Genomic DNA, 19,643 nt, shown 5'->3' on the forward strand with positions numbered 1-19,643 from the left:
AGCTCTGTGCGGGTGAGTGGAGTCGGGTTGTGCTTTGTCGAGCGGAAGGGGTGAGAGGGATGGCAGCTGAGCAGTCAGCAGAACAAGACACTCCACCCTCCCTCGAGATGGCTGGGGAAAGTGGGGCTGAGGCTCCCCCTTTGCCCAGGGTCGGCCCTGCCAAGAACTCGATCCCGCTGACCCGAACCGCTCTGATGCGGCGCTTCAACGAGAGTTTTCCACCTTTTTACAGCCAGTTTGTTAGCAGTGAGATCCAGGTGCAAAACTTGCGTCTGGCCTATGCCCTTTATCAAACCCGTAGGGCAGTGGTGCAGATGCAGGACGAGCGGGGCAAGACGGTGGTTTGTCTAGCCTATCGCAACCGGCCTTCTCTGCTCAGCGACCTATTTGGGGTGCTGACGGCCTTCAAGCTTTCGCTGCACGGCATCCATCTCTACGGGCAGATCTACTCGCCCCACTTGGTATTTATCCGCCTCACGGTCTCCCGTGATGGCCACAGCCTTTCCTCTCAAGCCAAGCTCAACCTAGAGCGAGCCATTCACGAGTGTCTGGCCGGGGTGTTTCCTGTTCACGAAACCCTGGCGCTGGAGTTCGATCTCAAAGCCAGCCTGAAAGACGTACAGGTTTCTTTTTACTTTGACCCAGTGTTTCACCTGCCCACGCTGTTGGTGGATGTAGACAACCAACTGGGCGTGTTTTACCGGGTGATGAGGGCCCTGGCGCAGGAGGATTTAACCGTTGTTAACCTCAATTTGATGTTTCGCCGCAACCGAGCGCGCTTTATTTTCTACTTGCTAGGTCCCGACTCAACTCTAACCATGCCGGAATTCCTGAGGCAAAAATTGGCCCTGAACATCCAGCAGCGGCTGCAGGGGGATCCCGTCTAGATCTGCACAGGATTGGGAGGCGAATCGAAAAGGACGGTGCTCAGGTAACGCTCAGCCCAGGGGGCGCCAAAGGCTTTTTCCAAAACACGGCGGGTGCGGTCGTTCTGCTGTTGTTGGCTGCAGTAGCGCTGCTGCCCTTGGTAGTGGAGCAGGATCTGCTGGGGATCCGTCTGCGGGGAGATCTGTTGCGCCAGGTGGCAGTGAATCTCCAGGTAACGGCAAGCAAAGTGCAAAAAGCGCTCGGCCTCTGCTGCATCGCTAGGACGTATGAATAGGCAGTAGGGGGAAAAAATCGTGCCCCAAGGTGGCAACTGGCGCCGGTGTTGGAAAGGGGCTAAATGAGCTCCTACAGCTTCCAGCTCCCGGATGTAGGGATCCGGCAAAGTGGGAGTGACCGGTGAGAGATCGACGATGGCGGCGCTCACCTGGCCGCGACCAGCCACAATGTCACAGCCAAACAGGGGCAGCGGGTACTGCGGCTGTGGAAACATAACACAGTGGAGGATATCCAGGCTTTGGCCAGCCTGGGCCAGCTCCAGGTGCAGCTTGCGAAAGGGCCCCCCCTGGTAGCAGCGGTTTTCAATCTGCAGTTTCTCGCCCTCTAGGCGGCCCTCCACGTAGCCCAGATCCTCTGGCAGGTCGTAAGGGGCCAGGGCAAAGTGGGATCCCCATAGCTCTAAAATCGCCTCCGAGAGGCGCTGGATGAGGGGATGCAGTTGAGCCTGTAACGCAGGAGCCGTGAACACGGAAGGGGTGGGATTCGAACCCACGGTGACCTTGCGGCCACAACGCTTTTCGAGAGCGCCACAATCAACCACTCTGTCACCCTTCCAGTTTGCATAGCGCTTTACTATCTTAGCGGCAAACGGGCTATCCTGACCGGATCCTCGCCCCCAGAATGCGGAGGATGCGACTCGATGAGATCATAGGAAGTATGGCTGCCCTCTCCATTCACCACTTCCGCCAGGCTAAGCAGACCGGTCAACCGCTGGTGGCCCTCACAGCTGCCGACTACGTCACAGCCCAGATTTTGGATCAGGCTGGGATTGACCTAATCCTGGTGGGCGATAGCCTGGCTATGACCAGCCTGGGCCATAGCAGCACCCTGCCCTTGACCCTGGAGCAGATGATCCACCATGCCCAGGCGGTGCGCCGCGGCGTAGAACGGGCCTTTTTGGTGGCCGACTTGCCTTTCTTGAGCTACCAAGTCTGCAAAGAACAGGCCCTCTTCTCGGCAGGACGGCTGATGAAGGAGGCGGGGGTAAATGGAGTGAAGCTGGAAGGGGGCTACCCGGCCATGGTTGAGACGGTGGCCTTTCTGGTGCAGCGAGGGATCCCCGTTCTAGGCCACATCGGCCTCACGCCCCAGGCCAAACACCAGCTGGGGGGCTACCGCCAGCAAGGGAAAACGCCGGAAGAGGCGGAGCGGCTGCGCCAGGAAGCTTTAAACCTAGAGCAAGCCGGGGCTTTTGCTCTAGTTCTAGAGCACATGCCGGCGGACTTAGCTGCCCAAATTACCCAGCAACTCCGGATTCCAACTTTGGGAATTGGGGCTGGCCCAGGCTGTGATGGCCAGATCCTCGTCACCCATGACCTCCTAGGCCTAAGCGAGCGGATCCCACCTTTTGCTAAGGCCTACGCCAACTTAAGACAGGTAATCCGGGAAGCAGTGGAAGCTTTTGCTGAGGATGTTCGCCAGAAAGTATTTCCCCCCTCTTATCCCTGTGGCCAGACTGTGTTATCCAACAAATAAGGAAGCAGAGCTAAGCAAAGACCCCGTAAGGTAACCCTGTGATTCCGGCTGGACTGAAACGCTACGCCGTTCGCTACCCTTCTATGCCCCTGATGGTTTATCGGGAGCTAGCTGCCCACTTGGCTTGTGTTCCCGGGGTAGAAACACAGCTGGAATGGAAAAAAGATCCCAGCTTTAACTACTCCGCTAGCCAAATTGAGGCGCTGCACATTTACCAAGCGCCAGAGGCTGACATAGAGCAAATTCAGCGTATCCTTGACCACTATGGGCCATGGCAGTATAGCCCTCTAGAGGGCTAGTTTCCTCTGCTTGCCGAACAGGGATCCCAGAAAAGGATCCCTGGCCTACTGTTAGCTGGAAAAGTTCTTGGGGCAGGAGTGCCTCGGAGGGTTACTGGCTTTGAGCTGGTAGGTGCAACTTACGGGCTAAGCCTAGCTGCGCCAGCACCCAAATGACCCAGTAGGTCATGTCAATTTCCCACCAACGCAAGCCTGCTTTTACACACTTTGGATCAGCGTGGTGGTTATTATGCCAGCCTTCGCCGTAGGTCAAAAGGGCAGCCCACCAAAGGTTGCGGGCATTGTCGTTGCTCTCGAAAGTTCGATAGCCCCAAAAGTGACTGGCCGAATTGATCAGCCAGGTGCAGTGCAGCAGCAGCACCGTCCGTACAAAAATGCCGTAGATAACGAACGACCAACCTCCCCACAGATAGAGCACGGCAGCTAGCGGCAGTTGCAGCAGCAACCCATATTTGTCCAGCCAGCGGTAAAAGGGATCCCGAGCCAAGTCAGGCGCAAAGGCAAAATACTTCTCAGGGTTGAAAAATTCTTCTCGCTGGTAGATTAGCCAAAGCATGTGGCTCCACCAAAAGCCTTTGCGGGCCGAGTAGGGATCCTTTTCCTCATCCTCAGTAAATGCGTGATGCTGGCGATGGCCACCTACCCAAAAGATTGGCCCTCCTTGAAGAGCCAGAGTACCGAGCGTAGCAAAGACGTATTCCAGCCACTTAGGCACTTGAAAGCTGCGATGGCTGAGAAGGCGGTGATAACCCAAACAAATCCCCAAGCTGCCAAAACACCAGTGGAAGAATAGGGCCACTCCCAAGGCAGGCCAAGAGAAGAAAAGAATGCCGCCCACCAAAGCAATGGCGTGGAGAACTAGGAAAAAAAGAGCGAATTCCCAAGCAAAGCGGAAAGACTTTTGGGATGCGGAGCCGTCGGAGTTGCCCAAGGACTTGGGGGAAAGAGAGATTGCCATGAACTAGATAAACCTCAAGGTAGAGAAGTAAAGTGGCGCAGAGTCCAATCGCTCCCTGCACAGTTGTCGCCCCCAGCACTAGGAAACGCAGTGTGCTTCCCCTACCCTTGCCAGTGCAAGTTTCAGCAAGGTAGGCGGACAGCAGCAAGAGGGCAACAGAGCAGACGATGTCATCTGGCCCGAGGTTAAGCTTAACGATATTTCACCCCAAGTGCAAGCGATACTTGCAGATTGCTTCTCGTCTTCAGGATCTTCTCTTGGCTCCTTACCCCATCCCCTACCATGGCACGTCCTTCTTCCCGGCAAAGGCTGCTAAAGGCAGCTCGAGAGCTATTCGTCCGACAGGGCATTGCCCAGACTACCACCCGCCAAATTGCAGACTTGGCGGGGGTTCACGAAGTAACCCTGTTTCGCCACTTTGGCAGCAAGCAGGGACTCCTCCTAGCCGTATTCGGTGAGCTGGGAGTTTTCTCCGGGATTGCCGACTTACCCCTGCCGGCGGCTCCTGCCACCTTCCAGAGCTCTGAGCTGCAAGCCATTCTCCTGCGCTATGTCCAAACCTGCTTCCAGGCTCTAGCCAATAACCCTGAGCTGGTGCGCTCATTGGTGGGAGAAGCAGGCTTCTACTCCGAGGAGCATCGCCGCGCCTTGAGAGCAGGCTTCCTGCAGGCCCAAGAGCAGCTAGCCGGCTACCTGCAGCAGATCCCCAGCCCCGAACTCCAGGCAATTGACCCGGAGCGCCTTCACGCAGCTGCTGGGGTTCTCCACCTGATGATTCTGGGGACAGCTGTGTTGGCCGTTACCGCTGGCTTGCCTACCGACGACGGTAACCAGCCCTCCTCTAATCCAGGGGACAAAGGCACTTCTGAAAATGACATCAGCGCCGCCTCTCTTCTCGATATCTGTGTAAAGCTGTGGATGGCGGCCTTGAGGGGGATGAAGGAAACCTAAAAAAAGAGAAGAGATGAGGAGGTTGTAAGCCGGGTTCTGTAGTGGGGTACTCCGAAGAGCAGCCCCCACTGGCGGCCATCTCTCTGGGAGTGATGTTGCCATCACCCTCTAGCGGCTCACCACCACCGAGACCACCCTTCCCCAACCACTTGGCTGAGTACCGTGACCTCGGTGCAGCCGACAGGGGCGAAGAACAGCCATAGTCCTGCGGCTGCGGCCTTGCTTTCCACCGGGGTTTACCGAGCCAGCGCCTCACGACGCTGCTGGTGGGCTCTTACCCCACCTTTGCACCCTTACCTGTGCTGGACTCCCAGCCATCGGCGGTATGTTTCTGTGGCACTATCCTCGCGGTTTCCCGCACTGGGCTTTCCCCAGCGGTGTGTTCTTCTGAAAGCCCGGACTTTCCTCATCCTGCTGTCTAGTGGCGACAGCGAGGACGCGGCCGCCTGCCCCTCCTATCTCTTCATTTCAATCCTACCGCATCCCCCTAGCGTAGAAAATCCCTCCCTGGGCCTACAGTTCCTTGTCGGGGAAAGCGCTGCATCAGCTCTTGGACAGCCTCGGCATGGTAGGAGCTGCGGGTAAGCGGGGAGGACACCACCTGCAAAAAGCCCAGCTCTTCCCCCACCCGTCGCCAGTGGTCAAACTCCTCTGGGGGCACGTAGCGCTCCACGGGCAGGTGCTTGGGGCTGGGCGCCAGGTATTGGCCAAGAGTGAGGATGTCGCAGCCTACCCGCCGTAGATCCTGCATCACTTGCAAAATCTCTGCCGCAGTTTCTCCTAGCCCCAGCATTACTCCCGACTTGGTGTAAAGGCCAGGATCCCACTGCCGCGCCAATTCCAGCAGCTTAAGGGAGCGCTCGTAGTTCCCCTGGGGACGAACCCGCCGGTAGAGGCGGGGCACGGTTTCGGTGTTGTGGTTAAGCACCGTGGGGCGGGCAGCGAGAATCTGCTCCAAGGCCTGCCAGTTGCCGCACAAGTCCGGGATCAAGACCTCGATGGTTGTCTGGGGCATGCGGCGGCGGATTTCGGTAATGCAGGCAACAAACTGGCTGGCTCCCCCATCGGGGAGATCGTCCCGGTTGACGGAGGTAATCACGGCATGACGCAACCCCAGCCGTTGCACAGCCTCTGCCACTCGCAGCGGCTCGGTGGGATCCAAAGGCAAAGGGCGCTTGGTGAAGTCGATATCGCAGTAGGGGCAGGCGCGGGTGCAGGCTGGGCCCATGATTAGGAAGGTGGCGGTGCCGTTGGCAAAGCACTCTCCTAGGTTGGGACAAGAGGCCTCTTCGCAGACGGTGTTCAGACCTAAGTCCCGCAGCAGCTGTTTGACGGAGCCTACCCGCTGAGGTGCCTTGGCCCGCAGCCAGGCTGGTTTGCCACTAGGGGAAGCAACGGCACTCAAAGAAAACCCTCCAACTAGCCACCAACGGCAACTCGTGTATCTCTTAGCTTATCCGCCTTGAGGGCAGGGCAAAAGCCCGCAAGCACTTTGATTACCAACTTGTACTAGACTAGGGTTGGCTGATACGAAGCCAAGGGCTTTGTCCCGCTAACGCGGTTGCCAAGGCGATGCAGCTTGCTGAGGGGGCCAAAGCGGGGGCAGGTAGCGCCTTTGCAAACCTTTTCATAGGTATTCCCTGCTTTGGTTGGCGGGAGTACCAAGGCATACTGGAAAGCGAGTGTCGAGCGATAGGGATCCCACATGGTTGTTGCTGCTCCTCCCTCTCTGGAACAACTTGCCATCAACACTATTCGTTTTTTGGCGGTGGATGCTGTTCAGAAGGCCAACTCCGGCCACCCTGGCCTGCCGATGGGGGCAGCACCCATGGCCTATGTGCTTTGGCAGCAGTTTCTGAAGTTCAACCCCCGCAACCCCAAGTGGGTGGATCGGGATCGCTTTGTCCTCTCGGCAGGCCACGGCTGCATGCTGCTGTATGCTCTGCTACATCTGACTGGCTTTGACGTCAGTCTTGAAGATCTCAAGCAGTTTCGCCAGTGGGGATCCAAAACCCCCGGCCACCCGGAAAACTTTGAAACCCCTGGCGTGGAGGTGACTACGGGCCCTCTGGGGCAGGGGGTGGCCAATGCAGTAGGGCTGGCCATTGCTGAAGCTCACCTTGCGGCCCGCTTTAACAAGCCTGGCCACACGATTGTTGACCACTACACCTACGTGATCCTGGGCGACGGCTGCAACATGGAGGGGGTGGCCTCGGAAGCGGCTTCCCTAGCTGGCCACCTCAAACTGGGCAAGCTGATCATGCTCTACGACAGCAACCACATCTCCATCGATGGCAGGACGGAAATTACCTTTACCGAAGATGTGGGCAAACGCTACGAGGCCTACGGCTGGCATGTGCAAAAAGTGGAGGACGGCAACCACGATCTGAAGGGGATTGCCGACGCTATCCAGAAAGCCAAAGAAGTTACCGACAAGCCTTCCCTGATCATTGTCGAGACCACCATTGGCTACGGCTCCCCCAACAAAGCTGGCACTGAGAGCGTCCACGGAGCACCGCTGGGGCCAGAGGAGGTGAAGCTCACCAAGCAAAACCTGGGCTGGCCGCTGGAGCCTGAGTTTTACATTCCCGACGAAGTGCTGGCTCACTTCCGCCAAGCCATTGAAAGAGGGGCCAGGGCCGAGGCCGAGTGGAACGAGCGCTTTGCCGCCTACGAGAAGGCCTACCCAGAAGAGGCTGCTGAGTTTAAACGGATCATGGCGGGCGAGCTGCCTGTGGGCTGGAAAGAAGCCCTAGCGCCAATTGCCGAAATCGGCAGGGAGTCCACCCGCAATCTCTCAGGTCTTTGCCTTAACGCCTTGGCCAAGGCGGTACCTGAGCTGCTGGGCGGATCTGCCGATCTGGCCCACTCCAACATGACTTACCTAAAGGGGATCCCAGAATTTCAGGCCGGCTCCTACCACGGGCGCAACTTCCGCTTTGGAGTCCGGGAACACGCTATGGGAGCTATCGCCAACGGCATGGCCCTGCACGGCGGCCTTATCCCCTACGACGCCACCTTCTTGGTTTTCAGCGACTACATGCGGCCGGCCATTCGCTTGTCGGCCCTCTCGCGGGCGCGGGTGCTCCATGTGATGACCCACGACTCCATTGCCCTGGGAGAGGACGGCCCCACCCACCAGCCTATTGAGACACTGGCCTCCCTGCGGGCTATCCCCAACCTCTACGTCATCCGCCCTGCTGATGCTCGCGAGACGGTAGGAGCCTACCAAGTAGCCCTCGAGTCCAAGTCCACCCCCTCGGTGCTGGTGTTTACCCGGCAGGCGGTCAATCCCGTGGAAGGTACCTCTGTGGAGGGAGTGGCCAAGGGAGCCTACGTGGTGGTGGATGCCCCCAACCCGGAGCTAATCTTGATTGCCACCGGCTCAGAGCTGGAGCTGGCGGTGAAGGCTGCTGCCCAACTGAAGCAGGAAGGCCGGGCGGTGCGGGTGGTCTCCATGCCCTGCATGGAGCTATTTGAGGCCCAGCCTCAGAGTTACCGGGACTCTGTCTTACCTCCCAACGTTACTAAGCGCATCTCCATCGAGGCGGGCTCCACCTTTGGCTGGCACAAGTACCTGGGTTTTGAGGGGGTAGCCATTGGCATTGACCGCTTCGGCGCTTCTGCCCCCGGCCCCGTGTGTATGGAGAAGTTTGGCTTCACGGTGGAGAATGTGCTCAATACTGCCCGTCGTCTCCTAGGCTAACCCTTGATACGCCCAGCAGGGATCCCTAGCCTGTAGCGTATGAGCACCTCAAAGCTAGGCAAAAGCAAGGGTGGGAGGGTAGCAGCTCTACTGGCTGGCGGGATCAGTGGAATGCTGCTCCAGGGATCCCCCTGGGTTGCCGCTCAGCCTGCCTTCCAAACGGTGCCGCTGCCGCGCCTGCCAGTGGGTGTGGATCAAGCGGTCTTTGGCCGGCCAGTGGCTCGCTTCAACCCCACCCCACCTGTTGAGGTGGTAGTCCGCAACCGCACTGGCCTGCCTTTGGAGTACGGCTTTACCGATCCGCGCCAGGGTATCTCGGAACTGCAGCCGGGAGAAACGCTACGCTTGAGCAACCTGACCCTCCCCAACTGCCTGGCCATCAACACACCCATGTTGGGGCCGGTGGGCTACCAGGTGAGTGTGGATCCCGCGAATGTAATCACCGTGGAGGTGCGCCTAGTCAACGACGTTTCGGGCGATCACTGCCTAGACCTGCAAGAGACAGGCGCCATCTTTGTCAATTGATGGTCAATTGATGTCAGTGCGAATCCCTTCACCTCCTCTCCGCCACTGGGTTGCAAAGACACCGCATCTTGACAGAGGTTGCCAGCTGGAACAGGATGCAGAGAGAAGGCTGGGATCCAGCTTCTAGCTAGGCAGGGGTAAAGCTGCCCCAACTTAGCTTTTCCTTTGGACGGTCTCATGAGCAATCAGCGGTGTCCCTGGTTCCGCAGGGTTCTGGTGGCTGGCGCGGCAATTGTGGGGTTGGCAAGCTTGCCAGCCAAGGCCCAGCAAGTTACGAATCCCAGCCCAGCTCAGGCAGCCACCGATGTTGAGCCTACCTCTCCCATCTCGGCTTCTTTTCGCAGCCAAAATGGGGTCAGCGTACGCCCGGAAACGGTGAGGGTTTTCCTGAATGGCAGAGAGGTTACCTCGGAAGCGGTGATCACGCGCGATTTCTTTACCTACCGTTCCCCTCAGCCCCTGCCGTCAGGGCGTCACGAAGCCTTGCTGGAGTTCACCAACACCCAGGGAGTGACCCGCCGCGTCACCTGGAGCTTTACGGTGGGCAGCCCTGTCCGTGCCTCCATTGAACGCCGGCCATCGCCCCCTGTCAGCAGGCGAGATCTTGCTGGTAACCGTTAAAGGCACTCCCTCTAGCCGAGTAACCGTTTACCTCGTTCAGGATGGACGGCAGGTGCAAACTCTACAGGCCCGGGAAGTTTCCAGCGGCACTTACGTGGTCAACGTCCTCGTCGAACCGAAAGATGCTACTCGCGAAGGGATCGTCATTGCGCGTTTGGAAAACAACGGCCAGGTGCGCTTTATGACTGCAGAACAGCCAGCTCGCTTGATCGAGGGGGCTGGCGGCGGTATCCAGCGTCTTGCCGCCCAAGAAGTTTCCGCAACTGCCCCTGTCCCCAGCCTGGTGCCCCAGATTACTAACTTGCGGGACGGGGATCGGGTTGCCGGCCCTTCCTTTACGCTGCAAGGCACCACGGCTCCCAATGCTTCGGTGCGGGTAACAGTAACGGCCTCAACTTCAGTGGGGGGCATTCTCAGCGCTCAGCAGACGGTGATGAACCAAACTGTCCAGGCCGATGGGCAGGGCCGTTTTACCATCACCGTCCGACCCCCCATTCCGGCCGCCGGCACGGTGTATCCGGTCAACCTCACGGCTACTTCTGGTAGCCAAACTAGCCCGACAGTAACCCTGCGCCTTACCCAGCAGTAGCGATCCGGCCTATCGTTTGTCTCCGCTAGGGGGAAGGTCAGTCCAGGTCTTTAAGCCCTGCCGTTGGTGGCGAGCCCTGAAGGTCTTGGGTAAGGGTTGGGGAGAGGGAAGAGCGCTGTTGCCAGCGCCACAGAAGGGCGGCCATAACCACAGCAGGGGAAGCAATCATGGTGACCATTACCGGCAGAGTCTTCGGCAAGGCCAGGTAGGGGCCACCGTATTTGATGGCGGCGCTAATAGCAGCAGCAGCTACCATCAATTTTAGGGTCGACCCAAGGGTCTTGGGCTGCATAGCTCTGCCACTCCTTTGCCATCTGGACGCCAGCTCTCACAGGCTAGGCTAGCATTCCCTGCAGGGCACTTTCTGGAGACGAAACAGCGCTAGAGGCTCCGCTGGGTCATGACTCGGCAACTACCGGGATCCCGTCCAGGGCGGGTGATTGCAACCGATTTGCGGGAGGAGATGCAGCGCTCCTACCTAGAATACGCCATGAGCGTGATCGTGGGGCGGGCCTTGCCAGATGTGCGGGATGGCCTCAAGCCAGTCCATCGCCGCATCCTCTACGCCATGCACGAGCTGGGCCTGATGCCGGATCGCCCCTACCGCAAATGCGCTCGGGTGGTGGGGGAGGTGCTGGGGAAATACCACCCGCACGGGGATCAGGCAGTTTATGACGCGCTGGTGCGCATGGCTCAAGACTTTTCCAGCCGCTATCCCCTGGTGGCGGGACACGGCAACTTCGGTTCGGTGGACAACGACCCGCCGGCAGCCATGCGCTACACCGAGTGCCGACTGTCGACCCTGAGCCACAGAGTGCTTCTGGAGCAGCTCTCGGAAGAGGTCGTCGATTTTGCCCCCAATTTCGACGGATCCCACATCGAGCCGACTGTTTTGCCAGCCCGCCTGCCCATCTTGCTCCTCAACGGCGCTTCCGGGATCGCCGTAGGCATGGCCACCAGTATTCCGCCCCACAACTTGGGAGAAGTGGTGGACGGCTTGCTGGCTCTGATTGACCGTCCCAACCTCAGCCCCGAGGAGCTGTTGCGCTGGATCCCGGGGCCGGACTTTCCCACCGGCGGCCAGATTGTCGACAGCCAAGGGATCCGCGAAGCCTATCTCAGCGGGCGTGGCTCCATCACCCTGCGGGGAGTGGCCCACTTTGAGGAGGCTCAGCCGGGCAAAGGACGCCACCGGCGGCCCGCCCTGGTCATCACCGAGTTTCCCTACCAGGTGAACAAAGCCGCCTGGATTGAGAAAGTGGCAGAGCTGGTTGCCCAGGGTCGTCTCAGCGGCATTGCCGACTTGCGGGATGAGTCGGATCGCAAAGGCATTCGCGTGGTGGTGGAGCTTAAGCGGGAGGCCAATCCCCAGGAGGTTTTGCAGCAGCTCTATGAGCTGACCCCTTTGCAGAGCAACTTTGGGGTAATCCTGCTGGCCTTGGTGGATGGCAAGCCGCAGCAGCTTAACCTGAAGCAAATCTTGCAGCATTTTTTACAGTTTCGCGAAGCCACCCTCAACCGCCTGTTCCGCGCCGAACTGCAGCAGCTACAGCGCAAGGTAGAAGAAGTGGCGGGGATGGTGCTGGCCCTGGCCAATCTGCAGGGGGTGATCGACCTGCTGCAGCAAGCATCCGATGGCGCCACCGCCAAAGCCCAACTGCAGGCCCGCTTGGGTTGTACCCCTCAGCAGGCGGAGACCATCTTAGCCATGCCTCTGCGCCGCCTGACGGCCTTGGAACGGGAACGGTTGCAGCAAGAGCAGTCCCAGCTACAGGCCCGCATCGAAGAATTGCAGGGGCTCCTGAGTGACCGCCGCAAGCTTTTGAACTATTTGAAGAAAGAGCTGCGCCACCTGAAGAAAACCTTCGGCGATCCCCGGCGAACCCAGATTCTCTAGTGGTTGCCAGAGGAAAGGGTGATCTAGCCAGTGCAGAAGGGCGCTAGGCCAAAGAGGTTTTGTCGGCGGCGGGATCGACCTCTGGCGCTTCAGGATGGCGGGCAGATTTGGGAAGGGAGCCACCTGACTGGAGAACTAAGCAGCGCACGGTCTGGTGCAGTTCCTCCAGCAGGATGTTGAGGGCAGAGCGAAAGTCGCGATGGTCGTCCCGCATGTGTTCCAGAATGGCGCGGATGACTTCCTTACAATCCTTGAGAATGTGCTGCTGCTGGGCAATGATCTGCACCAGCTCACTGTGTTCTTTGAGCAGATCCCGCAGGCAGGTGCGCAGATCGTCTACCTGGCTTTGCCAGAAGGCCTGTCCCTCCCGCAGCTCCATGACGCTAGCGCGCAGGTCAACGATGGCGTCGCGCAGAGCTTGGCTTTGGCGGCACTCGGCCTCCAGTTGGCGCTGCAGCTTCTCTTGCTGTTGGCGCAACTCGGCATTGGCCTGCAAGTTGGCTTCAGCGGCTCTAAGCAGTTGCTCAAGGCGGGCCTCGACAAGAGCCCAGCGCTCCTGCCCTAGCGAGGATTGACCCCGACGGACTTGCCTGCTGAAGTACCTCACAGTCGCTTCCCCCTGTCTCCTAGGCAAGGGCATCCTGCAAGCTGGGGCTTGCCAGCCCTACCGATCATACTGCCTCTTGGGGATTCCCCTCGCTTGCGGAAACGGCTTTAGGCATTTTTGAGGTTTTCTTTGCCCGAGATGATGCGGGCGCTTAGAATGCGATCCCCCAGCTTAATTTTGCGCAGCACCTCGGTGCCTTCAGTAACATACCCAAACACAGCGTAGCGGCCATCCATGAGGTTGAGGCCGGCGGGGGTGAGATCCGGCTCGGCCATGAAGATGAAGAACTGAGAAGAGGCGCTGTTGGGATCCTCCAGATAGCGAGCCATAGCCACTGTTCCCTCGGCAGAAAAAGGCAAAGCCGGCTCCACATCCCAGAGGCCCATCTGATCAAAAGTCTGGCCGTAGCGGGGCATTAATTCACCTTTGGCGCGAATCTCCAGAGGAATGGTGCGAACTTTGCCCGTGGCCGGATCCACATAGCCGTCGGCAGGGCCAGGAGGATCCCCGGCTTGCACAAGGAAGAATTTCTCCACTCGATCAAAGGTCAGGCCATCGTAGAAGCCCCGCTGCACCAAGTCAGCGAAGTTGCCGGCAGTGATTGGAGCACTATAGCCATCGAGGGTGATCACCATACGCCCAGCGGTGGTGTTCAGCTCCACTTCTGCTCGGCCCAGGAGCTGAGGCTTGTCGGCATACTCCTGCGGGATCTCGTAGGGGAAAGCCCCCACCCACTTGCTCTCCAGGGATCCCAGTTTGTCCACCAGGCGGTCGTAGGCGGCGCGAGCCTCTTCTTTGCCCTTGGGTTTGCGCTCCGTGGCCTGGCTGATGGTTTGCAACTCCTGCCGCAGAGCGGCAATTTCTTCAGAGGCGGCAGCAGCTTGCTCAGGGGGCAACTCCGCCAGCAGGGGATCCGTATAGCGGTCCAGAAGCCGCTCCACCTGGCGCACATCCCCCCGCACGGCTGACCAGCGGTTGTACTTCAGGTCCGCCTCGATTTTGGTGATGGCTTCATCGATTTCCCAAATCCGACTGTCCTGGATGGGCAGGGCCCGCCGCAAGAGAGTACGCGGATCGGTAATGGCATCCCCTTGGGGCAGCGCCAGCGCCGGGATCCCACCCAGCCAAACCGCCCAAAGCAATACAGCGGCCAAAACCAGCCGGAGCGATTTCCTCCCCCCCTCCCACCGCTCGGCCCTGCCGCCAACTGGGGATCCCTGCTGAGCACGCTGTGTCATGTCTTCACCCATTGCCAATGCTGCTTTTGCTCTCAGCCTGGCATTCTACCCTCGCCGGCGGCAAGCGCTGCGTGGTCAGAGCCCTTGCCTCGTAGCGGCAGCGGCGGAAGTAGGCTCAGCTGACTCTAGCTCGACCAGCCGCTTGGATCCTGATAGGGGGGCTGAAGTCTGTCTTGTGCGAAGGCGGCTCCGACTTTGCCAATGATGGAGAGCTTGATCTCCGGCTGATTGTCAAATGAGGCCAGCGCTTTCTTCCATGGCCTATAGTGCATAACAGCTTGTCAATTCAGGTGAAGGGATCCCGTCATTGGACAAGAGGACGGCTAGAGCATGGCGGCAAAGCAACTGAAGTTCTACTGGAGCCCTCAATTCCAGCTCTTTAGCTGCGACGGCGCCAAACTGGAGGGACATGGCTTTATTCAAACCAACCCTTCCCACGACCTGGTGCACCTATTTATTGCCGCCAACGGCAACATGCCCTGGCAGCCAGTGGAAAGCCGCGAGCAAACCTGCTTTGCCGAGTACAACGCGGTAATGCTGGAGCACCTGTTGGTCAACTGCTTCAACGCAGCGGTGCTGGGATCCCTGCCTGCCCAGCAGATCATCCCAGAGGCGCGGAAGTTCTTGCGGTGGTTTGTTTCAGAACATTACGCCCCTTTTCCGGTGTCTGAAGAAGAGGCTTTTCGTCGCTTTGCCGAGCACCTGGATATTGAGCGCATTGTGCGTTTGTTCCCCTATTTTTACAGTTTGCGAGCTTGGGAATGCTTCAGCCCCACCTACCGCAGCGAGGTTTACGATTTGGAGTTTACTTCCGAAGATGACCCGGTCAGGGAAGCTCCAGAATGGGCAGCAGATCCCAATATTTTGCAAGCCCAAGAGCTGGTAAGACAAAAGCTCACTGAGGCAGTAGCTGAGGCCAGATCAAGCTGGCCCAAGCCAGAGTCGGTCTTCTTGCCAACCTCCTCAGCTTCACCGTCCTTCAGCCCACAAGCCAAGTCCAGAAAATCTGGCCTCGGCTTCAAGCCTGCCCGTGCTCGCTGAGGGAATTACCCACCACCAGCCGCCGGAAAGCCTTTTTGCCCACCTGCAAAACCCGCCCCGCCAACTCCGAAGCGTTGGCAAACTCCAGGTCGGGATCCTCCACCTTTTGACCGTCCAGCCGCACGGCGCCCCCTTGAATCTGCCGACGGGCCTCGGCAGCGCTCTTGCACAGGCCGGACTCGCGCAGGATGTAGCTGAGCTTAACCGGATAGGACAAGCCCTCGACAGGAAAGGTGGGGATGGAGGCGGTCTCGACAAGTTCACCTTGCAACACCAGGGCTTGGGCGGTGCGCTGGGCCTCTTCTGCCACCTCAGGGGAGTGAAACTGAGCCACTAGGGTTTTGGCTAGGAGAATCTGGCGCTGACGGGGATCCGCCGGCAGCTCCGAAAGAGGCACTGAGGTGAGCAACTCGAAGTAGCGCTGCACCAGGTGATCCGGCACCTTCTCCAGCTTGGAGTACATGGTGAGGGGATCCTCGGTCAAGCCCACGTAGTTGTTCTTGGACTTGGACATCTTCTGGTAGCCATCCAAGCCCTCCAAAAGAGGCACCGTTAGGCAAAACTGCGGGGTTTGCCCTTTCCAAAGCTGTAGCTCCCGGCCAACTAGGAGGTTAAAGCGCTGGTCAGTTCCCCCCAACTCCACGTCCGCCTCCAGCGCCACCGAGTCGTAGCCTTGCAGGAGAGGGTAGAGAAATTCGTGCAAGTAGATGGGCGTTCCTGAGCGGTAGCGCTGGGCAAAGTCTTCTTTGGCCAACATCTGCCCCACTGTCATTTGGGCTTGGAGCTCAATGAGCTCGCTGAGGGTGAGGCGGGCTAGCCACTCGCTGTTGCGGCGCACCTCCAGCCGGCCAGGGGTCTCAAAGTCCAGGATCTTGGCAGCCTGCTCCAGATAGGTGCGGGCGTTTTCTTCCACTTCTTCTGGGGTCAGGCGGGGACGGGCCTCCGATTGGCCGGTGGGGTCCCCGACCAGCGCCGTAAAGTCACCGATGAGCAAAATAGCCACATGGCCGGCATCCTGGAACTGGCGCAACTTGCGCAAGACCACCGCATGGCCCAGGTGCAGATCCGGCCGCGTGGGATCGATGCCCAGCTTGACCCGCAAGGGGCGATCGGTTTTGGCTAGGCGCTCTGCCAGAGCTGCTGCTCCCCCTGGAAAGATCTCGGCTACCCCCCGCTGGGTGATCTCGGCAATGCGGGGATCCTCTAGAGCGGAAGAGATAGGAGTTGGCTCCATCTCTGCACTGAGAGGCAACATGAGCCATTTTATTCCCTTGCCTAGAGGCGGCGAGGATCCCCTGCCGGCCCAGGAAGCGCCGCCCTATAATGGGGCAAACTTGGGGTTCTCCGCAACGCTGAAGTGACGGAGTTCTTGACGTGACCTACAGTCCCAGACCCTCGAGAGCTCCGCGGCACTCTTCCAGCCGCCCCTTTCCCCACCTGGACTACGACGAGTATACCGCTGACATCCCGCCCACCCGCTTCTCCTGGCTTGCTCAGGTTGCTGGCACGGTGGGCAACCTGTTGCTGGGATCCCTGCTTTTGGGCTCTACGGCAACGGCTGCTGGCTTGTTGGGGTTGGCCATTAGCTTCCGCAACCTGCCCGATGTGCGTCAATTGCGGAACTACGTGCCGGTGGCCACCACCCACATTGTCGATATCCACGGCGAGCCCATTGCTAGCCTCCACGGGGAAGCCAACCGGGAGGTAATCTCCCTCGAAGAAGTCTCCCCGGAGATGAAGAAAGCGCTGCTGGCTATTGAAGACAGCCATTTCTACACCCACCCCGGCATCAACCCGGTCAGCTTGGGCCGGGCACTCTTGGGCAGCGTCGAGGGGGGATGGGGCTCGGCGGGGGGTGGATCCACCCTGACGATGCAGTTGGTGAAAAACCTTTTTCTAAAGCCGGAGCGCACCCTCAGCCGCAAGGTGGCCGAGATTGTGCTAGCGGTGCGGCTGGAGCAGGTCTTCACCAAAGACGAGATCCTAGAGATGTACCTCAACCAGGTGTACTGGGGGCACAATCTCTACGGCATTCAGGCGGCAGCCCGCAGCTACTTCAACAAAGATGCGGCGGAGCTCAACTTGGCGGAAGCAGCAATGCTGGCCGGGATCCTGCCGGCGCCAGAAATCTTCAGCCCCTTTCGCAACCTGGAGGCAGCCAAGCGGCGCCAACGGCTGGTGCTGGATCGCCTGGTGCAGCTCAAGTGGATTACCCCAGAAGAGGCCCAGGCAGCGCGAGAGCAGAAGCTGACTTTTGGCCGCATCACCTCTTTCCAAAGCAACGCGCCGGCGGTTACCGACGCCATTGAGGCAGAGCTGCGGCGCCGCTTTGGCGAGCAGGCCATCCTCCAGGGGGGGCTGCGGGTTCAGGCCACTATCGACCTGCGGCTGCAGCGCATTGCCCAGCGCATCGTCAACGAAGACGGGCCTCGCCTTACCGCCACTCGCCGGGCTGATCAGATGGCTCTGGCGGCGGTGGATCCCCGCACAGGCTACGTCAAGGCCCTTGTGGGCGGCATCAACGCTCGGCGGGGCCAATTTAACCGCGCCACCCAAGCCTTTCGCCAGACTGGCTCCACCTTCAAGCCCTACGTGTACTATGCGGCCCTGGCTAGCGGCCGCTACACACCCTACAGCATCCTCTACGACACCCCCGTCACCTATCCCGGCTCTCCTCCCTACAGGCCGAAAAACTATGACAACACCTTTTACGGCCCCCTCACCTTTGCCCGCGCCTTGGAGCTCTCCCGCAACGTGCCCACCGTCAAGCTGGCAGAGGAAGTCGGGATCCACAACGTCATTGCTGCAGCCCAGGCCACCGGCCTCAGCGCCGAGATGCCCCCCAACTTAACCACTGCCCTGGGGTCGGCCAGCGCCAGCCCCCTAGAGATGGCAGCCAGCTATGCCGTGTTTGCCAACGGCGGCTACTGGGTGGAGCCGACGCTCCTAGCCCAGGTGGTGGGTCGCAACGGCCAAGTTCTCTTCGAGGCCAAACCCCAGCCGCGGCAGGTTTTGGATCCCTGGGCGGTGGCCACCCTCAACCAGATCCTCAAAGGGGTGGTAACCCAGGGTACCGGGACGGCAGCCCGTCTGGACGATGGGCGACCGGTGGCTGGCAAAACGGGCACCACCTCGGATTTCCGCGACGCTTGGTTCATCGGCTATGTGCCGCAACTGTCCACTGCCATCTGGATTGGCAACGACAACAACTCTCCCATGCTCCCGGGTACGGCAGGAGGCGCTTTTGTCGCTCCCATCTGGAAGCGCTTTATGACAGAGGCCCTGCAAGGGATCCCGCCCCAGGATTTCCCCAGCCCCGATTACTTTCCCCCTCCCCAACCATGAGCGATAGCGAGGAGCGGTTGGCGCGCATTGAGCGCACTGTCGAGGCCAACGCCCAGGCCATCGCCCAACTGGCCCGGCAAAACCAAGAGCTGCTACAAACCATTGCCGGCACCGAGGAGCGCATTGCCAAGGCTGAGGAACGGATTGCCAAAGCAGAGGAGCGCATTGCCAGTGCCGAAGAACGCCTGGAGGCGGAAGTCAAACGCTGGGACGAGCGCTTTTTCCAGCTCAGCCGCGACACCCTCAACTTCACCCGCAATGGGGTTACCATGGCCGCCATCACCGCGGCTTTGATGTTGTCCCCCTGCTGATCGAGCTGCTGGGGCAGGGATCCCGCTGGTTTGGGCTTTCAGGCCAAGGCAAACAGGGCGCTGGGGCACCAGATCCCCACCGCCATGACTGGGGGATCCAGAGCGCAGTGGTTCTGAGTTACACTAAGACTGCAAAGAAAGGTAACGCCTTTGTCTGGTTTAGGCTTGCCTTCCCGGCGTCCTTTCTTGCATCTTTCGCACAAGACCCAGAGGACAGACGACTATGGCCTTTGAACTCCCACCTCTGCCCTACCCTGCCGACGCGCTTCAGCCCTACATGTCGGCAGAAACCTTCTCCTACCACCACGGCAAGCACCATGCGGCCTATGTAGCCAACCTAAACAAGCTGATCGAAGGCACCGAGCTGGCCAACAAGTCCCTGGAAGAAATCATGAAGACTACGTTCGGGGATCCTGATAAAGTGGGCATCTTCAACAATGCCGCCCAGGTTTGGAACCACACCTTTTTCTGGGAATCCATGAAGCCAGGCGGGGGCGGCGCGCCGACAGGGCCCATTGCCGACAAGATCAACGCCGATCTAGGCGGCTACGACAAGTTTGTGGAGGCTTTCAAAACGGCGGCGGCCACCCAGTTTGGCAGTGGCTGGGCCTGGCTGGTGCTGGACAACGGCACCCTGAAAGTGACCAAAACCCCCAACGCGGAAAACCCGCTGGTCCACGGCCAAGTTCCCCTGCTAACACTGGATGTGTGGGAGCATGCCTACTACCTGGACTACCAGAACCGGCGGCCTGACTACATCACCGCCTACCTGGAGCACCTGGTGAACTGGGATGCTGCCAACGCTCGGCTGGCGGCAGCCTGAGTGTATCTGTTCTGGGATCCCTGGACAGGGGATCCCCTTGAAGACTAGCTCCGCCTCTGCCAGCTAGGCAGACCTCTTTTGATGGGATTCGA

At 59.4% G+C, this 19,643-nt stretch carries 19 protein-coding genes, 1 tRNA gene, 1 other RNA gene and 1 pseudogene; 13 read left to right on the forward strand and 9 right to left on the reverse strand.

Annotated features, from left to right (window positions below; all coding sequences use genetic code 11):
* Nucleotides 1-59 precede the first annotated feature (59 nt).
* Nucleotides 60-887, forward strand: coding sequence for a hypothetical protein (locus tag NW812_RS02140; RefSeq protein WP_414393616.1), 828 nt, complete (start codon nucleotides 60-62; stop codon nucleotides 885-887).
* Here NW812_RS02140 and NW812_RS02145 read toward each other — a convergent pair.
* Nucleotides 884-1,633 carry a phycocyanobilin:ferredoxin oxidoreductase gene (locus NW812_RS02145; RefSeq protein ID WP_414393803.1) on the reverse strand — a complete coding sequence of 250 codons (750 nt, stop codon included), beginning with the start codon at nucleotides 1,631-1,633 and terminating at the stop codon, nucleotides 884-886. The genes NW812_RS02140 and NW812_RS02145 overlap by 4 nt on opposite strands.
* Nucleotides 1,633-1,719 (reverse strand) — tRNA-Ser (locus NW812_RS02150). Before NW812_RS02150 ends, NW812_RS02145 begins: the two co-directional genes overlap by 1 nt.
* 102 nt (nucleotides 1,720-1,821) lie before the next feature.
* Between NW812_RS02150 and panB the strand changes: the two genes are divergently transcribed.
* Together panB and NW812_RS02160 are read left to right on the forward strand one after the other, a co-directional pair.
* The gene (gene panB, locus NW812_RS02155; protein ID WP_414393617.1) at nucleotides 1,822-2,640 is read left to right on the forward strand and encodes a 3-methyl-2-oxobutanoate hydroxymethyltransferase; all 819 of its coding nucleotides are present in this window, start codon (nucleotides 1,822-1,824) and stop codon (nucleotides 2,638-2,640) included.
* 38 nt (nucleotides 2,641-2,678) lie between these two features.
* Complete coding sequence (locus NW812_RS02160) at nucleotides 2,679-2,939, forward strand: hypothetical protein (protein WP_414393619.1); 261 nt, start codon at nucleotides 2,679-2,681, stop codon at nucleotides 2,937-2,939.
* Nucleotides 2,940-3,030: 91 nt separating this feature from the next.
* On the opposite strand, the gene NW812_RS02165 is transcribed toward NW812_RS02160, so the two are convergent.
* The gene (locus NW812_RS02165; protein ID WP_414393620.1) at nucleotides 3,031-3,897 is read right to left on the reverse strand and encodes an acyl-CoA desaturase; all 867 of its coding nucleotides are present in this window, start codon (nucleotides 3,895-3,897) and stop codon (nucleotides 3,031-3,033) included.
* Nucleotides 3,898-4,179: 282 nt separating this feature from the next.
* On the opposite strand from NW812_RS02165, the gene NW812_RS02170 reads away from it, so the two are divergent.
* The gene (locus NW812_RS02170) at nucleotides 4,180-4,848 is read left to right on the forward strand and encodes a TetR/AcrR family transcriptional regulator (protein WP_414393622.1); all 669 of its coding nucleotides are present in this window, start codon (nucleotides 4,180-4,182) and stop codon (nucleotides 4,846-4,848) included.
* Nucleotides 4,849-4,856: 8 nt separating this feature from the next.
* On the opposite strand, the gene rnpB is transcribed toward NW812_RS02170, so the two are convergent.
* Nucleotides 4,857-5,308: RNase P RNA component class A (gene rnpB, locus NW812_RS02175), an RNA gene on the reverse strand.
* 27 nt (nucleotides 5,309-5,335) lie between these two features.
* The gene (lipA, locus tag NW812_RS02180) at nucleotides 5,336-6,253 is read right to left on the reverse strand and encodes a lipoyl synthase (protein ID WP_414393624.1); all 918 of its coding nucleotides are present in this window, start codon (nucleotides 6,251-6,253) and stop codon (nucleotides 5,336-5,338) included.
* A gap of 300 nt (nucleotides 6,254-6,553) precedes the next feature.
* Here lipA and tkt point away from each other — a divergent pair, with 300 nt between their 5' ends.
* From tkt to NW812_RS02200, 4 genes are all read left to right on the forward strand, one after another.
* Nucleotides 6,554-8,554 (forward strand): transketolase, encoded by a 2,001-nt coding sequence (gene tkt, locus NW812_RS02185; protein ID WP_414393626.1) that lies wholly within the window; start codon nucleotides 6,554-6,556, stop codon nucleotides 8,552-8,554.
* A 39-nt stretch (nucleotides 8,555-8,593) separates the two neighbouring features.
* Nucleotides 8,594-9,079 (forward strand): hypothetical protein, encoded by a 486-nt coding sequence (locus tag NW812_RS02190; protein ID WP_414393628.1) that lies wholly within the window; start codon nucleotides 8,594-8,596, stop codon nucleotides 9,077-9,079.
* Nucleotides 9,080-9,256: 177 nt separating this feature from the next.
* Nucleotides 9,257-9,700 carry a hypothetical protein gene (locus tag NW812_RS02195; RefSeq protein ID WP_414393629.1) on the forward strand — a complete coding sequence of 148 codons (444 nt, stop codon included), beginning with the start codon at nucleotides 9,257-9,259 and terminating at the stop codon, nucleotides 9,698-9,700.
* Nucleotides 9,684-10,289, forward strand: coding sequence for a hypothetical protein (locus NW812_RS02200; RefSeq protein ID WP_414393631.1), 606 nt, complete (start codon nucleotides 9,684-9,686; stop codon nucleotides 10,287-10,289). The genes NW812_RS02195 and NW812_RS02200 overlap by 17 nt, the downstream gene beginning before the upstream one ends.
* Before the next feature lie 37 nt (nucleotides 10,290-10,326).
* On the opposite strand, the gene NW812_RS02205 is transcribed toward NW812_RS02200, so the two are convergent.
* Nucleotides 10,327-10,581, reverse strand: coding sequence for a hypothetical protein (locus NW812_RS02205; RefSeq protein WP_414393633.1), 255 nt, complete (start codon nucleotides 10,579-10,581; stop codon nucleotides 10,327-10,329).
* 108 nt (nucleotides 10,582-10,689) lie between these two features.
* On the opposite strand from NW812_RS02205, the pseudogene NW812_RS02210 reads away from it, so the two are divergent.
* Nucleotides 10,690-12,183, forward strand: a pseudogene (locus NW812_RS02210) (DNA gyrase/topoisomerase IV subunit A); the annotation flags it as partial.
* A 46-nt stretch (nucleotides 12,184-12,229) separates the two neighbouring features.
* Here the strand turns inward: NW812_RS02210 and NW812_RS02215 are convergent.
* Together NW812_RS02215 and NW812_RS02220 are read right to left on the reverse strand one after the other, a co-directional pair.
* Nucleotides 12,230-12,793 carry a hypothetical protein gene (locus NW812_RS02215; protein WP_414393635.1) on the reverse strand — a complete coding sequence of 188 codons (564 nt, stop codon included), beginning with the start codon at nucleotides 12,791-12,793 and terminating at the stop codon, nucleotides 12,230-12,232.
* A gap of 107 nt (nucleotides 12,794-12,900) precedes the next feature.
* Nucleotides 12,901-14,031 carry a peptidylprolyl isomerase gene (locus NW812_RS02220; protein ID WP_414393637.1) on the reverse strand — a complete coding sequence of 377 codons (1,131 nt, stop codon included), beginning with the start codon at nucleotides 14,029-14,031 and terminating at the stop codon, nucleotides 12,901-12,903.
* Nucleotides 14,032-14,361: 330 nt separating this feature from the next.
* On the opposite strand from NW812_RS02220, the gene NW812_RS02225 reads away from it, so the two are divergent.
* Complete coding sequence (locus NW812_RS02225) at nucleotides 14,362-15,072, forward strand: hypothetical protein (RefSeq protein ID WP_414393639.1); 711 nt, start codon at nucleotides 14,362-14,364, stop codon at nucleotides 15,070-15,072.
* Here NW812_RS02225 and tyrS read toward each other — a convergent pair.
* Nucleotides 15,050-16,306, reverse strand: a complete 1,257-nt coding sequence (gene tyrS / locus NW812_RS02230) for a tyrosine--tRNA ligase (protein WP_414393805.1) — start codon at nucleotides 16,304-16,306, stop codon at nucleotides 15,050-15,052. The two genes, NW812_RS02225 and tyrS, sit on opposite strands and share 23 nt — an antisense overlap.
* 140 nt (nucleotides 16,307-16,446) lie before the next feature.
* On the opposite strand from tyrS, the gene NW812_RS02235 reads away from it, so the two are divergent.
* From NW812_RS02235 to NW812_RS02245, 3 genes are all read left to right on the forward strand, one after another.
* The gene (locus NW812_RS02235) at nucleotides 16,447-18,417 is read left to right on the forward strand and encodes a transglycosylase domain-containing protein (protein WP_414393641.1); all 1,971 of its coding nucleotides are present in this window, start codon (nucleotides 16,447-16,449) and stop codon (nucleotides 18,415-18,417) included.
* On the forward strand, nucleotides 18,414-18,728 hold the full coding sequence (locus NW812_RS02240; RefSeq protein WP_414393643.1) for a hypothetical protein: 315 nt from the start codon (nucleotides 18,414-18,416) through the stop codon (nucleotides 18,726-18,728). The genes NW812_RS02235 and NW812_RS02240 overlap by 4 nt, the downstream gene beginning before the upstream one ends.
* A 223-nt stretch (nucleotides 18,729-18,951) precedes the next feature.
* A complete protein-coding gene (locus NW812_RS02245; RefSeq protein ID WP_414393646.1) occupies nucleotides 18,952-19,551 on the forward strand; it encodes a superoxide dismutase in 600 nt (199 codons plus the stop codon).
* Nucleotides 19,552-19,643: the final 92 nt, after the last annotated feature.

The sequence above is a fragment of the Synechococcus sp. O70.2 genome, assembly GCF_047462135.1.
In the GTDB taxonomy this organism is placed as follows: domain Bacteria; phylum Cyanobacteriota; class Cyanobacteriia; order Thermostichales; family Thermostichaceae; genus Thermostichus.

Excerpts from the sequence above, each read along its gene's own strand:
- NW812_RS02140 (WP_414393616.1), top strand. The coding sequence starts at position 60 with ATGGCAGCTGAGCAGTCAGCAGAACAAGACACTCCACCCTCCCTCGAG.
- panB (WP_414393617.1), top strand. The coding sequence starts at position 1,822 with ATGGCTGCCCTCTCCATTCACCACTTCCGCCAGGCTAAGCAGACCGGT.
- NW812_RS02165 (WP_414393620.1), bottom strand. The coding sequence starts at position 3,897 with ATGGCAATCTCTCTTTCCCCCAAGTCCTTGGGCAACTCCGACGGCTCC.
- NW812_RS02170 (WP_414393622.1), top strand. The coding sequence starts at position 4,180 with ATGGCACGTCCTTCTTCCCGGCAAAGGCTGCTAAAGGCAGCTCGAGAG.
- tkt (WP_414393626.1), top strand. The coding sequence starts at position 6,554 with ATGGTTGTTGCTGCTCCTCCCTCTCTGGAACAACTTGCCATCAACACT.
- NW812_RS02190 (WP_414393628.1), top strand. The coding sequence starts at position 8,594 with ATGAGCACCTCAAAGCTAGGCAAAAGCAAGGGTGGGAGGGTAGCAGCT.
- NW812_RS02195 (WP_414393629.1), top strand. The coding sequence starts at position 9,257 with ATGAGCAATCAGCGGTGTCCCTGGTTCCGCAGGGTTCTGGTGGCTGGC.
- NW812_RS02205 (WP_414393633.1), bottom strand. The coding sequence starts at position 10,581 with ATGCAGCCCAAGACCCTTGGGTCGACCCTAAAATTGATGGTAGCTGCT.
- NW812_RS02220 (WP_414393637.1), bottom strand. The coding sequence starts at position 14,031 with ATGACACAGCGTGCTCAGCAGGGATCCCCAGTTGGCGGCAGGGCCGAG.
- NW812_RS02225 (WP_414393639.1), top strand. The coding sequence starts at position 14,362 with ATGGCGGCAAAGCAACTGAAGTTCTACTGGAGCCCTCAATTCCAGCTC.
- tyrS (WP_414393805.1), bottom strand. The coding sequence starts at position 16,306 with ATGGAGCCAACTCCTATCTCTTCCGCTCTAGAGGATCCCCGCATTGCC.
- NW812_RS02240 (WP_414393643.1), top strand. The coding sequence starts at position 18,414 with ATGAGCGATAGCGAGGAGCGGTTGGCGCGCATTGAGCGCACTGTCGAG.
- NW812_RS02245 (WP_414393646.1), top strand. The coding sequence starts at position 18,952 with ATGGCCTTTGAACTCCCACCTCTGCCCTACCCTGCCGACGCGCTTCAG.